The 13,558-nt window shown below is 71.9% G+C and carries 12 protein-coding genes, 1 tRNA gene and 1 other RNA gene; 7 read left to right on the forward strand and 7 right to left on the reverse strand.

The genetic code is table 11. The features are described 5' to 3' along the window. Nucleotides 1-77 precede the first annotated feature (77 nt). Entirely contained in the window at nt 78-575 is a 498-nt protein-coding gene (locus GH747_RS04050) for a GNAT family N-acetyltransferase (RefSeq protein WP_205602749.1), read from the forward strand. A 64-nt stretch (nt 576-639) separates the two neighbouring features. Here GH747_RS04050 and GH747_RS04055 read toward each other — a convergent pair. Beyond that, nucleotides 640-727: transfer RNA gene (locus GH747_RS04055), tRNA-Ser, on the reverse strand. A gap of 94 nt (nt 728-821) precedes the next feature. Between GH747_RS04055 and ffs the strand changes: the two genes are divergently transcribed. Next, an RNA gene (ffs, locus tag GH747_RS04060) (signal recognition particle sRNA small type) lies at nt 822-918 on the forward strand. A gap of 31 nt (nt 919-949) precedes the next feature. Here the strand turns inward: ffs and GH747_RS04065 are convergent. Next, on the reverse strand, nt 950-1,822 hold the full coding sequence (locus GH747_RS04065) for an LLM class flavin-dependent oxidoreductase (protein ID WP_149768240.1): 873 nt from the start codon (nt 1,820-1,822) through the stop codon (nt 950-952). A gap of 96 nt (nt 1,823-1,918) precedes the next feature. Here GH747_RS04065 and GH747_RS04070 point away from each other — a divergent pair, with 96 nt between their 5' ends. The 5 genes from GH747_RS04070 (at nt 1,919) to GH747_RS04090 (ending at nt 9,252) form a co-directional block, all read left to right on the forward strand. Beyond that, on the forward strand, nt 1,919-2,509 hold the full coding sequence (locus GH747_RS04070; protein ID WP_205602750.1) for a carboxymuconolactone decarboxylase family protein: 591 nt from the start codon (nt 1,919-1,921) through the stop codon (nt 2,507-2,509). 320 nt (nt 2,510-2,829) lie between these two features. Then, the gene (locus tag GH747_RS04075) at nt 2,830-4,863 is read left to right on the forward strand and encodes a DNA polymerase III subunit gamma and tau (RefSeq protein WP_149768241.1); all 2,034 of its coding nucleotides are present in this window, start codon (nt 2,830-2,832) and stop codon (nt 4,861-4,863) included. Nucleotides 4,864-5,065: 202 nt separating this feature from the next. Then, nucleotides 5,066-5,359, forward strand: coding sequence for a hypothetical protein (locus GH747_RS04080; RefSeq protein WP_149768242.1), 294 nt, complete (start codon nt 5,066-5,068; stop codon nt 5,357-5,359). Nucleotides 5,360-5,530: 171 nt separating this feature from the next. Further along, nucleotides 5,531-6,535, forward strand: a complete 1,005-nt coding sequence (locus GH747_RS04085; RefSeq protein ID WP_149768243.1) for an alpha/beta hydrolase — start codon at nt 5,531-5,533, stop codon at nt 6,533-6,535. Beyond that, nucleotides 6,532-9,252 (forward strand): chorismate-binding protein, encoded by a 2,721-nt coding sequence (locus GH747_RS04090; RefSeq protein WP_163695280.1) that lies wholly within the window; start codon nt 6,532-6,534, stop codon nt 9,250-9,252. The genes GH747_RS04085 and GH747_RS04090 overlap by 4 nt, the downstream gene beginning before the upstream one ends. Before the next feature lie 7 nt (nt 9,253-9,259). On the opposite strand, the gene GH747_RS04095 is transcribed toward GH747_RS04090, so the two are convergent. The 5 genes from GH747_RS04095 to GH747_RS04115 are packed head-to-tail and all read right to left on the reverse strand — an operon-like array spanning nt 9,260 to nt 13,535. Next, nucleotides 9,260-9,757, reverse strand: coding sequence for a DedA family protein (locus GH747_RS04095; protein ID WP_149768244.1), 498 nt, complete (start codon nt 9,755-9,757; stop codon nt 9,260-9,262). 43 nt (nt 9,758-9,800) lie between these two features. Beyond that, nucleotides 9,801-11,171, reverse strand: coding sequence for a hypothetical protein (locus GH747_RS04100; RefSeq protein WP_149768245.1), 1,371 nt, complete (start codon nt 11,169-11,171; stop codon nt 9,801-9,803). Further along, entirely contained in the window at nt 11,168-11,524 is a 357-nt protein-coding gene (locus GH747_RS04105) for a hypothetical protein (protein WP_149768246.1), read from the reverse strand. Before GH747_RS04105 ends, GH747_RS04100 begins: the two co-directional genes overlap by 4 nt. After that, entirely contained in the window at nt 11,521-11,703 is a 183-nt protein-coding gene (locus GH747_RS04110) for a hypothetical protein (protein WP_149768247.1), read from the reverse strand. Before GH747_RS04110 ends, GH747_RS04105 begins: the two co-directional genes overlap by 4 nt. 2 nt (nt 11,704-11,705) lie before the next feature. Continuing rightward, the gene (locus GH747_RS04115; RefSeq protein ID WP_205602751.1) at nt 11,706-13,535 is read right to left on the reverse strand and encodes a hypothetical protein; all 1,830 of its coding nucleotides are present in this window, start codon (nt 13,533-13,535) and stop codon (nt 11,706-11,708) included. Between the last annotated feature and the right edge of the window lie 23 nt (nt 13,536-13,558).

The following is a 13,558-nucleotide window of genomic DNA, read 5'->3' on the forward strand; positions in this document are numbered from 1 at the left end:
ATATTCGCTCGCTGCCGCCGGCTCGTGCTGCTCATACTGCCGCAATGGATCCGGTGACTCTCGAGACTGACCGCCTGGTGCTGCGAGCCTTCACGTCGACCGACGTGGATGCGGTGTACGACGCCTGCCAGGACGAAGACATCCAGCACTACACACCGGTGCCGGTGCCGTACCAGCGAGCGGACGCGGAGAAGCGTGTCGGCGAGGACCTGCCCGCGGGGTGGGCCACCGAGAAGAACTTCACCCTCGGTGCCTTCCGCAAGGACAGTGGCGCCCTGGTCGGTTCCTACTGCCTGTTCATCGTCAGCAAAGGTGTCTATGAGCTCGGCTACTGGGCCGTCAAGGAACAACGCGGACGCGGCTATTCGGTGGAGGCCGCAAGGGCCTTGTGCAACTGGGGCTGGGCCGCGCTCGACGTCCACCGCATCGAGTGGTGGGCGATGGTGGGGAACGCCGGCTCGCGAGCGGTCGCCGAGAACCTCGGCTTCACTGTCGAAGGCACCCTGCGGCATCGGGGAGTGGCCAACGACGGCTTGCCGCACGACTGGTGGGTGGGTGGACTGCTGAGGCCCTGATGTCTCGAAGACACCGAGATGACGAAGGCCCGGGACCGCATGCGCGGGCCGGGCCTTCGTCGTGTGGCGGAGGATAGGGGATTCGAACCCCTGAGAGCTTTCACTCAACACGCTTTCCAAGCGTGCGCACTAGGCCACTATGCGAATCCTCCGCGAGCAGGGTACCCGTTGGAGGGTCGGGCGCAGAAATCCGGGGTGCAGCCCCGGCCCCGACGTCGAACGCTTGCCGTGTCTGCGTAGGATGGTTCCAGTCCCTCGCGCGGCGGTACCTCGCCCAACTCCCCCAGGGCCGGAAGGCAGCAAGGGTAAGTGAGCTCTATCGGGTGCGCGAGGGACCTTTTCATGTCCAGGGGCGCGCCACCCGCCCAGGCTGGTCACCGCGGGACGAGCGGGCGTACGCGTTCGGCGGCGAAGCGCACGAACCCCTCAGGGTCGGGCTCGTCTGCCGTCGGCTGGAGGACGACCGTGGTCGCCCCGGCCTCGGCGAGACCGCGTACGACGGCTGCGACCTCGTCGGCGTCACCGGCGGCTCCCAGCCCGTCGACGGAGTGGCCCGAGCTTGCCGCCTCTGCGGCGACGCGCTCCCGAGCACCCGGCCCGGTCGCAGCGAGGACGTAGACGACGACGGGCCACTCACCCGTACGACCCGCCCGGCGACGGCCCTCGCCGACGAGAGCGAGCGCGTCGCGCAGCCCGTCGGGCGTCACCCGGGCGTCGATCACCGTGCCGTCGCCCACCTCGCCCGTCAGGACCAACGACCGCGGGCCCACCGCGCCGGCCAGCACCGGCACCGGCCCGAGGGGCGGCCAGTCGAGCGCGACGTCGTCGAGACGGACGTAGCGGCCGTCGGTGGAGACGCGCTCGCCTCGGAGCAGCGCCCGCAGCGCGGTCGCGTACTCGTGCAGCAGCGTGAGCGGTGACTCCACCCTCGCCCCGACCTGCGCCATCCAGTCCTGGACGCCGTGGCCGATGCCGACGGTGACGCGGCCGGGGAACAGGCGATGGAGGGTGGCGACCTCCATCGCCGTGAGCGCGACGTTGCGTAGCGGGACCGGGAGCAGCCCGACACCGACGTGGAGCCGCTCGGACCATGCGAGTGCGGCGGAGGACGTGGCGATGCCGCTCTCGAGGAAGCAGTCCTCCCACAGCCAGAGCTCGTCGAGGCCCGCGCCGTCTGCGGCACGCACGATTGAGCGGAGCCGCTCGGGAGGAAGCTGGGGGCGGAACACGACGCCGAGTGCGGTCATGGGGCCACTGTGCACCACGACTCGGACGGCACGGCGGCTCGCGTGCGGGCGTGCAAGTCGACCCACGATGATCTGCGGCGGTCTCATCCTGGGGAGATGTTCCTCGACGAGCCTCCGCACGACGACCAGGTCAAGGCGCTCTACGACGACGACCGCGACAGCGACGGGTACGTCAACAACCTGACCCGCCTCTGGGCATGGCGGCCCGACATCACGGCCGCGGTCACGGCGGCCCGCGCTGCAGCGGTGACCGACAGCGCACTGACCGACGAGGACCGCGCCGCGCTCGTCGTCGCGACGGCTGCTGCCCGTGGCGACTCGTACTGTGCGCTGGCGTGGGGACGCCGCCTCGCGACCCTCACCGACGCCGACACGGCGGCGAACCTGCTGCGCGGCGAGGTCGGCGGCGTCGAGCCGAGGCTTGCGGCGCTCGCCACCTGGGCGACGCAGGTCGTCCGCGACCCGAACGCCACCACGCCCGAGGACGTCGCCTGTCTGCGGGAGGTGGGTCTGGGGGACCGCGAGATCTTCGAGGCGACGATCTTCGTCTCCCTCCGCCTCGCCTTCTCGACGGTCAACGACGCGCTGGGCGCCGAACCCGACCGGCAGCTGGTCGAGACCGTCCCCGCCGAGGTGGCAGCGGCGGTCACCTTCGGGCGTACGGCTTCTGGCGTCTTCTCGCCATGACCCAGTGCTTGTTCCAGGGGTCGTCTGCCTGTGGGCAAACTGTGGATGAAGGCATCGGTTCTGTGGACGGTTCTCCACTGCCTGTGCATGAACCTCTGGATAGTCGGAAAAGTCCGGCGAGACCCTTGCATGCCCTCGGGCGAGCAGGGTAGGACAGTGCAGGTGCGCCTCGGGCGCCATGCGAAGAAGCAAACCCCCGGAAGGCCCCGCGACGCCCGCGTGTCGTGGGGCCTTGCGCATCGCAGGGGTGTCGCGCTCGAACCCCACAGCCGATGCCTGCGGGACTGCAGGACGTCAGGGACGATCGTTAGGGTTGATGCGTGGACGAACCTATGGCCCTGTACCGGCGCTACCGCCCGGAGACGTTCGCCGAGGTGATCGGCCAGTCGCACGTGACCGATCCGTTGCGGCATGCGCTCGCCAACAACCGCGTCAACCACGCCTATCTCTTCTCCGGCCCTCGCGGCTGCGGCAAGACGACGAGCGCCCGCATCCTCGCGCGAGCGCTCAACTGCGAGAAGGCCCCCGTCGCCGATCCGTGCGGCGAGTGCCAGAGCTGCCTCGACCTCGCCCGCGGCGGACCCGGCAGCATCGACGTGATCGAGATCGACGCGGCGAGCCACGGCGGTGTCGACGACGCGCGTGACCTCCGCGAGCGGGCGTTCTTCGCGCCGGTCAACAGCCGCTACAAGGTCTACATCATCGACGAGGCCCACATGGTCTCGAGCCAGGGCTTCAACGCACTGCTCAAGCTCGTCGAGGAGCCCCCGCCGCACCTCAAGTTCATCTTCGCGACGACCGAGCCCGAGAAGGTCATCGGCACGATCCGGTCGCGGACCCACCACTACCCGTTCCGGCTGGTCCCTCCGAAGACGCTCACCGCGTACCTCGAGGAGCTCGGACGTACGGAGGGGGTGCCGCTGGAGGCGACCGCGCTGCCGCTGGTGGTGCGGGCCGGCGGCGGCTCGGTCCGAGACACGCTCAGCGTCCTCGACCAGCTCATCGCCGGTGCCGATGACGCCGGGGTGACGTACGACCTCGCCGCGGCGCTGCTCGGCTACACCCCTGACTCGCTGCTCGACGAGGTCATCGACGCGTTCGCTGCGGGCGACGGCGGGGCCGTGTTCGCGGCGGTCGACAAGGTCGTCGAGACCGGGCAGGACCCGCGTCGCTTCGCCGAGGACCTGCTCCAGCGCCTGCGGGACCTCGTCATCGTCGCCAACGTGCCCGACGCGATCGGCATGGGGCTGATCGACATCGCAGGCGATCGTGCCGAGCGCCTCGAGAACCAAGCCGCGCGCTTCGGTCGCGCCGACCTCACCCGGGCCGCCGACGTCGTCAGCGCGGGTCTCACCGAGCTGCGCGGCGCGACCGCTCCGCGTCTGCTCCTCGAGCTCATTTGCGCGCGCATCCTGCTGCCGGGCGCCGACGCGACCCCCGACGGCATCCAGGCACGTCTCGACCGCATCGAGCGGCGACTCACGATGGTCGGCGATGCGGCCCCCGCCCCGGCCGCCCCGCCGGTCGAGGCTGCCCCCTCTCCGCCGGTCGAGGCGCGAAGCGATCGAGACCAGTCCGCCCCCCCGGTCGAGGCTGCCCCCTCTCCGCCGGTCGAAGCTGCCCCCGCCCCGCCGGTCGAGGCTGCCCCCTCTCCGCCGGTCGAGGCTGCCCCCTCTCCGCCGGTCGAGGCGCGAAGCGATCGAGACCAGCCCGCCCCGCCCACCGGAGTCCCCGGTGTCGCCGACGTCCGCCGCCTGTGGCCGGAGATCCTCGACAAGGTCCGGGTGATCCGACGCTTCACGTGGGTGATGCTGAGCCAGAACGCCCAGGTCCACTCCCTCGAGGGCACGACGCTCACGATCGGCCTCGTGAACGCCGGTGCCCGGGACTCGTTCGCGCGCAGCGGGTCGGACGCGATCCTGGTCCAGGCCCTGACCGACGTGCTCGGCGGCACCTGGCGCGTCGAGGCGGTCGTGGACCCGAGCGCGGGCAACGCGCCGGCCCCCACGCGTGCGCCCGCTCCGCAGCGTCCGGCGGAGCCCGCACCCCCCGAGACCCCGCGAGCCAACGCGCCGGCCGATCGTGACCAGGCTCCGCCGACGCAGGCGGACGATGCTCAGCAGACGCCGCCCACCCAGGCTGCTGCCCCGCCCGGACGCGAGCGGGCGAGCGCGGACGCGATCGCGGCTGCGCGCGCGAGCATCCGCGACGACGCCGCGCGGCCGGAGGCGTACGACCCGGACCACCACGCCCGGGCCGACGACCCGGCGATGGACAACGACGGTCTCAGCCATGAGGAGCTGCTCAGCCGGACTCTCGGCGCGCAGGTCATCAGCGAGATCCCGCACGACTGAGATTTCGACTCGCTGCGCTCGCTCAACCAGCGGGGGGGGGGGCTGCGTGGTCTCGATCCCTTCGCGCCTCAGCCGACAAAGCGCGAGCGTGGGCTGGCGGGTGTTCGCCAACCTGTCGCCGTGATGTCGTGTTCTCGCCACCTCGCGCAACTGGTTCCTCGCCGTCTACAAGGGCGCCAAGCCGTCGTACCCGAACTACTCGTTGTTCATCGTCGACGGCGACCGCGCGCCGTACGAGCAGGTGGTCCGCGGGCAGGCCGCTCCGGAGCTCGGTGACCACCTGTCGTTGTTGCCACAGGGCCAGTACGACCCCGCGTCGTCCACGTTCGGCTGGACGTTCGACGCGTCGTACGGGCTCGTCTCGGTCGGGAACGGCTACTTCTACGGCGCGTCCGGTGGCCGTGTCGTCGAGGACGGCGTGACCAAGCAGACGGGGGCGCTCGACCTCTACCGCTGGACCGGCGCCGTACCGACGCCGTTCGAGAAGGTGAGATAGGGGTTTCGACTCGCTTCGCTCGCTCAACCAGCGGAGCGCTGCTGGACCAACCAGCGGAGCGCTCTGGACCCACCGGCGGAAGTCCTCCTGGACCGCGGCCCCACGCACCGGCGTGCTTCCGTACGCTGTGGGCGTGGAGGTCGCGGGCAGGCGGCCGCGAGAGGAGCACCGATGGGCAGCTGGCAGGCGGACGTTCTCGGCGACGGCTACGAGCAGCGCCGGATCGATCTGGGCGTCGACCCGGACGGCGAGGGTGCGATCGACGCCACCCTCGTACGCCGCGTACCTCGTGACGGCGAGCAGACCTCGGGTGCGGTGCTCTACGTCCACGGGTTCACCGACTACTTCTTCCAGACCGCGCTCGCTGACTTCTTCGCCGAGCGAGGGTTCGCGTTCTACGCGCTCGACCTGCGAAAGTGCGGCCGGTCGCTGCAGCCGGGTCACACGGCGCACTACGTGTCCGACCTCGCGATGTACGACGCCGAGCTCGAGCAGGCGCTCGCCATCGTGCGTGAGGAGACGGGCTCCGACGTGCTGCTGGCGGCGCACTCCACCGGCGGTCTGATCCTGCCGCTGTGGCTCGACCGTCGCCGCAAGGCGAGCGGCGTGCGCGGCGACGGCGTCGCGGGACTCGTGCTCAACAGCCCGTGGTTCGACCTGCAGGGCCCCGCACTCGGGCGTTCGCTCGGCACCGAGGTCATCAAGCTCGTCGGCAGGGTGAGGCCGACGAACGTCATCAAGCTGCCGCCGGGTGACTCGTACGGTCAGAGCCTCGCGCACGCCGGCGAGTGGGAGTACGACGTCGCCTGGAAGCCGCTCGCCGGATTCCCGGTGACGTACGGGTGGATGCGCGCGATCCGGATCGGTCACGCGAAGCTTCACCGCGGCCTCGACATCGGCGTGCCCGCGCTGGTGCTGCGGTCGACCCGCACCCACTTCGCTCCCGCGTACTCCGAGAAGACCGACACCGCCGACGCGGTGCTCGACGTCCGTCAGATCGCCCGGTGGTGCGGCTGCCTCGGCAACGACACCCGCGTCGTACCGATCGAAGGCGCGCGGCACGACGTCTTCCTCTCGCTTGCAGAGCCACGTCGTCGTGCGTACGCCGCGGTGGACACCTGGCTCCGGCACGACGCCGCCCTGCTCGCGCCGGTGCAGGAGCACGCGGCGGAATGATCCCGCCGACCGACCGGCGCCGGGTCGGTCCGTACGATCTCGCGACGCTGCTGCGGCGGTTGCGCGGGCGCGATCGGCTCGTGGCGCTGGTCGGTGACTGGGATGGCGGCCGCGACCTCGTCGCGTACGACCCGGTGCGGGTGCTCGGCACCGACGAGGACCCGTTCGACCTGGGCACAGGCCCGGCGGGAGCGCGCGAGGCGGGCACCTGGATCGGCTGGTGGGGCTACCAGCTCGGGAGCCGGCTCGAGGAGGTCGGAGCGTCGCCCCCACGGCCCGAGCGGCTTCCTGACGCCGAACTCGCCCTGTACGAGACGGTCCTGCGTCGTGTCGACGGTGCGTGGTGGTTCGAGTCGGTGGCAGGGCCTGAGGTGGCCGAGGTCCACTGGCAGCGCCTGCGCGACCTGCTCGACGGCGACGATCCTCAGCCCACGCCGTACGCGTTGGAGCCGTTCGCGTCCGTTCCCGACCTCGCGTCGCACCGCGAGGCCGTCCGGCGCGCGGTCGCGCACATCCACGCCGGGGACATCTTCCAAGCGAACATCTGCCTGCGGCTCCAGTCGCGGATCGAGGGCGCCGATCGTGCGGGAGCTGCGCTGGAGATGTTCCTCGCCGGGGTCACGGCCCTGGCACCGGCGTACGCCGCGTACATCGCGGGGCGCGACGGCACGATCGTCAGCCTGTCCCCGGAGCTCTACCTGCGGCGGACCGGACGACACGTCGTGTCATCGCCGATCAAGGGCACCGCACCGGCTGACACCGACCCCGCGGACCTGGCGGCGTCGGTGAAGAACCGCGCCGAGAACGTGATGATCGTGGACCTCGTCCGCAACGACCTCGGCCGGGTCGCGGAGACCGGCAGCGTCCACGTCACCGCGACCGCAGCGCCCAGGCCGCACACCGGGGTGTGGCACCTCGTGTCCGACGTCGAGGCGACGCTGGTGCCGGATGCGACAGACGCCGACCTGCTGCGCGCGTCGTTCCCGCCGGGCTCGGTCACCGGAGCGCCGAAGGTGCGGGCGATGCAGGTGATCGGCGAGCTGGAGACGACCGGCCGTGAGGTCTACACGGGCGCCATCGGCCACGTTGGGCCGGGCGGGCTCGAGGCGAGCGTCGTCATCCGCACGTTCGAGATCCGCGGCGACCGTGTGTGGCTCGGCGTCGGTGGAGGCGTCGTCGCGGACTCGGATCCCGACGACGAGCTTCGTGAGTGCTTCACGAAGGCGTCGCCGCTGCTACGTGCTGTGGGAGCGGGGTTGGGGGGTCTCGATACGCCCTCGCCTAGCGGCTCGGGCTACTCGACCACCGAGGGTGGCGGCGGCTCGGGCTACTCGACCACCGAGGGTGGCGACGGCGGAACCCGCTGGTCGAGTAGGCCGAGGAACGAGGCCGTATCGAGACCCGACCCCGCCGCCGGCATCTTCGACACGCTCCTCGTGCGGGCCGGCCGCGCCGTCGACCTCGACGGGCACGCCGGCCGCTTCGCCGCGGCGGTCGCGGCGACGTACGCGGTGCCGCTCGACGCGGCGACGCTGGCCGACGACCTGCGTCACCGTGCGGCCACCCTCGACGGCGACCACCGACTGCGGGTGTCCTACGACCCGGCCGCCGCCGACGTCGACGTGCGAGTCACGCCCGCGGGAGCGATCCCGACGGCGCCGTGGGTGCTCCACCCGGCCGTCGTCCCGGGAGGCTTGGGCGAGGTGAAGTGGAACGACCGCACGCTGCTCGCCGCGCTACCTGGTGCGCCTTGGGGCGACACCCACGACCCGCTGCTCGTCGACGAGGACGGCACGGTTCTCGAGACAGGGCGGGGCAACCTGTTTGCGGTACTCGACGACGGCATCCACACACCCGTGCTCGACGGCCGGATCTTGCCCGGCGTCACGCGGGCCGTCGTGCTCGCCCGGCTGCGGGCGCACGACGTGCCCGTGTTCGAGCGCCGGCTCCGCGTGGATGAGCTCGCGAGCGCCGGCGAGCTGTTCGTGACGAATGCGATCGGCCGCGTGCGCCCGGTCGCGGAGGTCACGGGCGTCGTACGGCTCGAGCCCGGCCCGACGACGCAGTGGATCCGAAGACTCGACGTCACGCCCGGGCAGTCCGGCCGCGGGCGGGACCAGTCGCCGCGATCGGTCGGCGCATCCGTCCTGCTGATCGACAACTACGACTCGTTCGTGCACAACCTCGCGCAGTACGTCCGGGAGCTCGGCGCCGAGGCAACGGTGGTCCGCAATGACGCCGTGACCGCGGACGACCTCCTGGAGCTGCGCCGTACGGGTGCCTTCACGCACCTCGTCATCTCGCCCGGCCCCGGCGCGCCGTCGGAGGCGGGGGTCAGTGTCGAAGCCGTGCGTGCTCTCGGTCCGACCACGCCGATCCTGGGCGTCTGCCTCGGGCACCAGGCGATCGGCGAGGCGTACGGCGCCGCGGTCGCGCGCGCCCCACGCCCCGTGCACGGGGTGCCGTCGCTCGTGCACCACGACGGCGCGGGCGTGTACGCGGGGATGGACGGCCCGCTGGTCGCTGCGCGCTACCACTCGCTGATCGTGCGCGACCTCCCCGAGGAGCTCGTCGCGACCGCGTGGAACGGGGAGGGCGTGCTGATGGGCGTCCGCCATCGCGAGCACCCCGTCGAGGGTGTCCAGATCCACCCCGAGTCGATCCTCACGCCCCGCGGCCACGAGCTGCTCGCGAACTTCCTGCGCGGCCGCTCGTGACAAGCGGCTAGGACGAACGCGTGCGGGAGCGGCGGCGTACGAGGGCGATGGCGGTCGCGACCAGCACGATCGTCAGCGCTGCGGCGACGAGCCCCCACCCCGTCGTGAGCCCGGCGCCGACGGCCGCGTAGAACGCCGTCATCCCGACCGTCGTCCACACGAGCGCCCACGCCGCGCAGCCCGGCAGCATCGCCAACAGGTAGTGGAGGAACGGCATCCGGATCACGCCCGCGCCGGCGTTCACGACGGTCTGGAGCCCGACGGTCAGGAACGAGACCGGGACGGCGATCACGCCCCACCGGCGGAGCATGTCGATGCCGCGTTGCGTCGAGTCGCCCGACAGCCACGCGTGGACGCGCGCACGCCAGCCGCCGGTCGGGTGGGTGTGCGAGAGGACCTGGCTGGTGACGACGCGCGCGATCCAGTACGTCGCCTGGGCCCGCAGGAACACGACGACGAAGAAGAACAGCCACACCTCGAGGGCCGGTCCGTCGGGTCGCTCCACAGCAGAAGCCTAGGTTGCTGGCCGCAGTCGCCGGAGGCCGCGGTCACCCCGCGAACAGCAGGAAGAGACCGAGGAACGTGTAGCCGACCATCACGAGCATCAGAGCGAGCTGTCCCGTGAGGTGGTGGGCGCGGGGCAGCAGCCTGATGCAACGGTCGTGCGCGGCGATGACGCCCAGCACGTGGCCGGTCAGGACGAGCCCGACTTTGAGGACGGCGAGCAGGTGCGGGTGCTCGGAGAGCCAGTACGACGGTGCGAGGCCGCCGATGCCGAGCGGGTCCCAGCCGCGGTCGAGCGGGTCGGCGAGCGCGATGAGGGTGCGCTGGCCCTTCTCGACGAGGTAGGTCAGGTAGTGCGCCCCGACGTAGCCGACCACGATCGGGACCAACGAATGCGCGAGCTCTGACGGCAGCTCGCGCCGCTGCACGGAGGTGACGCCGCCGGTCGCACGCGCGGCGAGCACGAACACGGCACCGACCGCCCCGATCGCGGCCAGGAGGCCGAGCGACCTGTACGCGACGGCGAGCACCGGCGATCCGGCGTACCAGGTCTGAACCTCCGTCAACCACCACGACGTGCCGGTCGCGGAGTCGAACGCGGTCGAGCCGAGCAGGACGGCGACGACCGCCACGATCCCGTGGTCGACCGGCAGCCCGGCGAGGTTGGAGAGCGGGTTGCGCGCGACGACGCGGCGGGCCTGCGGGGTGCTGCTCGCGGGATCGCGGCGCCCGAACGGCGAGAGTGCTGCCACGAACGCCGCGTACACGTCGAACGGGTCGGCCCGCTCGAACCAGCGGCGCCCGAAGGCGAGCCCGCCGAGCACACCGGCGACGACGTAACCGACCAGCCAGACCCGGATCGTCGTCAGCGCACCGGGATCGGGCGAGGCGAGCTCGGTCCACACGAACGCGAGCAGCCCGAGCGCCGCGGGCCAGTAGCCGAGCCGCTCGGGGTAGGTCCACACGCCGGTCGCGGGATCGCGCCGGAGCGCCCGGCACGCTGCATGGTGCAGGGCGCGGACGGGTGAGACGTACGCCCAGACGTGGCCGCACACGAGCGAGAGCGGGACGAGGCCGACCCAGAGCAGCACGTAGAACGCGCCGGGTGCGCCGTTGGTGGGACCGGGCTCACCGCCGAACGCCGCGAGCGCGACCCACCCGGTGATCGCCACTCCGAGCACGCCCAGGGCGGTGTGGGTCGCTGCGCCGTCGACGGCGCGGGTGACCCACGGAGGCAGGGCGGCGCCGGGCGACCTCGGATCGAGCTTCGGGCGCCGCCAGGCGAGCGCGAGGACCGCGAACGAGATCGCGAGCGCCCAGGTGGCGCCGAGCATCGCGTACTCGAGCGGCACCGGGAGGTCGGTCGACCCGCCGATCCCGTGGGCGACGACCACGTCGTTGCGAGAAGGAGTCACGGGCTGACGTCGATGGTCGCGATCGTCCCTCCGACGTGGTGGGACTCGAGCGAGACGCTCCCGGGGACGTCGACGGTGAACTCGAACTGGTGCGTCCCGGGAGTTACGGCGAACGTCTCCTCTGGCTCGGCGTGGAGGTGGAGCTCGTCCTCGGTGTCGGAGGTGACACGGAGGATGATCGGCTGGCCGACCGTCGCTGTGCGGGCCTCGCCGAGCGGGGTGACCGCGCCGTCCTCGATCGTCACCGTGAGGGAGACGGGCGTGTCCTCGTCCACGACGGGGTCGCTCGCGCAACCTCCGAGCGCGAGCAGGCCGGCGACGGCGAGGACGGGCAGCGTACGGGGAAGGGTCATCGGTCGAGCTCCTGGACGGTCGGGGCAGCGGTCTCCTGCGCGGCGGTCTCGCGTGCCTCGGCGATGCGGTCGCGTCGCGCGATGACGAGGACGACCACCGTGATCGCGATCGCGGGGACGAACGCCGGGACGGCGAGCAGCAACGGGTGGTGCGCGAGGAGGACGGTGTCGGGGGTCATGGTCAGACGAGCGCGGGTGGGCGGTCGTCGGCGTGCCGGTCGGCCGTCGTGGGCCGCGGGGTCGCGCGCGCCACGCGGGCCGCGCCCCAGGCGAGCGCCCAGAGCAGCAGCAGCGAGCAGATCGCGACGACGGTGCAGGCGGCGTTCCACAGCCACACGGGGTGGTCGGCGTTCTTCTCGCGTTGCAGGATCTCTGTCTCGGGGACGAACGCGCGGGTGAAGCTCGCCGGCGCGGCAAGCTCCTCGGCGTCGATCGCCTCGTCCGCAGGCAGCCAGATCGGGACGGCGGCGAGGATGCGGTCGTCCGAGACGCGGACGAGCGTCTTCCAGGTGCCGTGAACGGGGATCGGACGCGTCGTCTCCCAGACCCCCGGGGACGTCTCTCGGAGCTGGTCGACGACGACGCCGTCGCCCTGCCACGCGGTGATCTGGACCCAGGTCGGGTCGTCGCTGGGCAGGGTGGCCGGGTCGAAGGTGACGCGAGCGTCGACCGTACGCGTCGCCGGGTCGGAGTCGACGTCGGTGAGCTCCACGGTCGCGGTGGCGTCGGGGACGGTGGCGTACAGGCCGTTGCCGAGCGACACCGCCAGGGCGACGATGCCAGCCACGACGATCGCGCGGCACACAGCCTTGCCGGGGATGTCGCCGGTCGTCAGTGCCGTGCCGAGCAGCGCTCCCGCCATGCCGGCGAGAACCCCTACCGGCACGGACATCAGCAGGCCCTCGGCCCACATGTCGCTGGTCCAGGGGAGAATGAACGCCGCCTGGACCCACAGTCCCTCCAGCACGAGGCCGAGCGTCGAGATCCCGAGCCCTGCGATCGCGCCGTACGCGAGCCGGCGCCGGTAGAGCGGTGCCGCCAGCGCCAGCAGCTCCACAACGACGGCGGTGCCGAGGTAGGCCGGGAAGACGTTGTATGCCTCGCCGAGGACCGGGCCGACGAACACAGCCGTGCCGATCCGGACGACCAGGTAGAACAGCACGGCGAGGATCGCGCCGAACGCGCCGAGCACGACTCGTGCGGCGACCAGCGCGAGGCCGGCGGCGGCCGCGATCATCATCGGGCGCAGCGGCATCCGGAACTGCTGGATGCCGAAGTCGTACTCGACCTGGAACACCGACAGGCCGACCAGGAGGCCGCCGAATGCGGCGGTGTAGGAGACGCGGACGCGCAGGTCGCGCAGCGACGACGCCGTCTTGCCACGTGCGAGGTCGCCCTCGCGGAGCAGCAGCAGGATGCCGATGAGCGACAGGCCCGCGCCGCCGATGAGCATGATGTGGGTCGGGCCCCACAGGGTCACGTCCTGGCCGAAGATGCGGTGCCAGACGTCATCGAGCGGGAAGCCGATCAGCGCGTAGAGTCCGGCGCCCGCGACGAGCAGGCCACCGACCGGGACGTGCCAGGCGCGGGTGATCTTGACGGCAGCGGGCCCGGGCACCTCGTCCAGCGGCAGGACCATCGCGGTGGCGCCGGCGATGAACGTGAGGAAGAGGCCGACGAGGATGAGGTAGTGCGCGGGGTTCGCGAGCGGCCCCTCGTCGCGTCCCACCCCGGCGTGCAGGCTGACGTCCCAGATGAACCCGAGGAACGCGGTCACGAGGGCGACTGCGAGCAACGCACCCGGCACGGTCACCCAGCCCGGGCGGCCGATCTTGGACTCGGACCACTCGCTCAGCCGGTGCAGCCACGTGATGCGGCGGGTGCGGTGCGCCCACGCGACCCACACGAGAGCGGCGAAGACCACCATCGACGCCACGCTGACGCCGGCGACCTGGTCCAGGGCTGCTCCGCCGGCGGGGCGTGGCTCGGCGGCGAGAGGTGTGGAAAGCATGTCCGCCAGCGTGACATCGGCAA

The sequence above is a fragment of the Mumia xiangluensis genome, assembly GCF_010994095.1.
In the GTDB taxonomy this organism is placed as follows: domain Bacteria; phylum Actinomycetota; class Actinomycetes; order Propionibacteriales; family Nocardioidaceae; genus Mumia; species Mumia xiangluensis.

Excerpts from the sequence above, each read along its gene's own strand:
- GH747_RS04065 (WP_149768240.1), bottom strand. The coding sequence starts at position 1,822 with ATGACCGCACTCGGCGTCGTGTTCCGCCCCCAGCTTCCTCCCGAGCGG.
- GH747_RS04070 (WP_205602750.1), top strand. The coding sequence starts at position 1,919 with ATGTTCCTCGACGAGCCTCCGCACGACGACCAGGTCAAGGCGCTCTAC.
- GH747_RS04085 (WP_149768243.1), top strand. The coding sequence starts at position 5,531 with ATGGGCAGCTGGCAGGCGGACGTTCTCGGCGACGGCTACGAGCAGCGC.
- GH747_RS04090 (WP_163695280.1), top strand. The coding sequence starts at position 6,532 with ATGATCCCGCCGACCGACCGGCGCCGGGTCGGTCCGTACGATCTCGCG.
- GH747_RS04105 (WP_149768246.1), bottom strand. The coding sequence starts at position 11,524 with ATGACCCTTCCCCGTACGCTGCCCGTCCTCGCCGTCGCCGGCCTGCTC.
- GH747_RS04110 (WP_149768247.1), bottom strand. The coding sequence starts at position 11,703 with ATGACCCCCGACACCGTCCTCCTCGCGCACCACCCGTTGCTGCTCGCC.
- GH747_RS04115 (WP_205602751.1), bottom strand. The coding sequence starts at position 13,535 with ATGCTTTCCACACCTCTCGCCGCCGAGCCACGCCCCGCCGGCGGAGCA.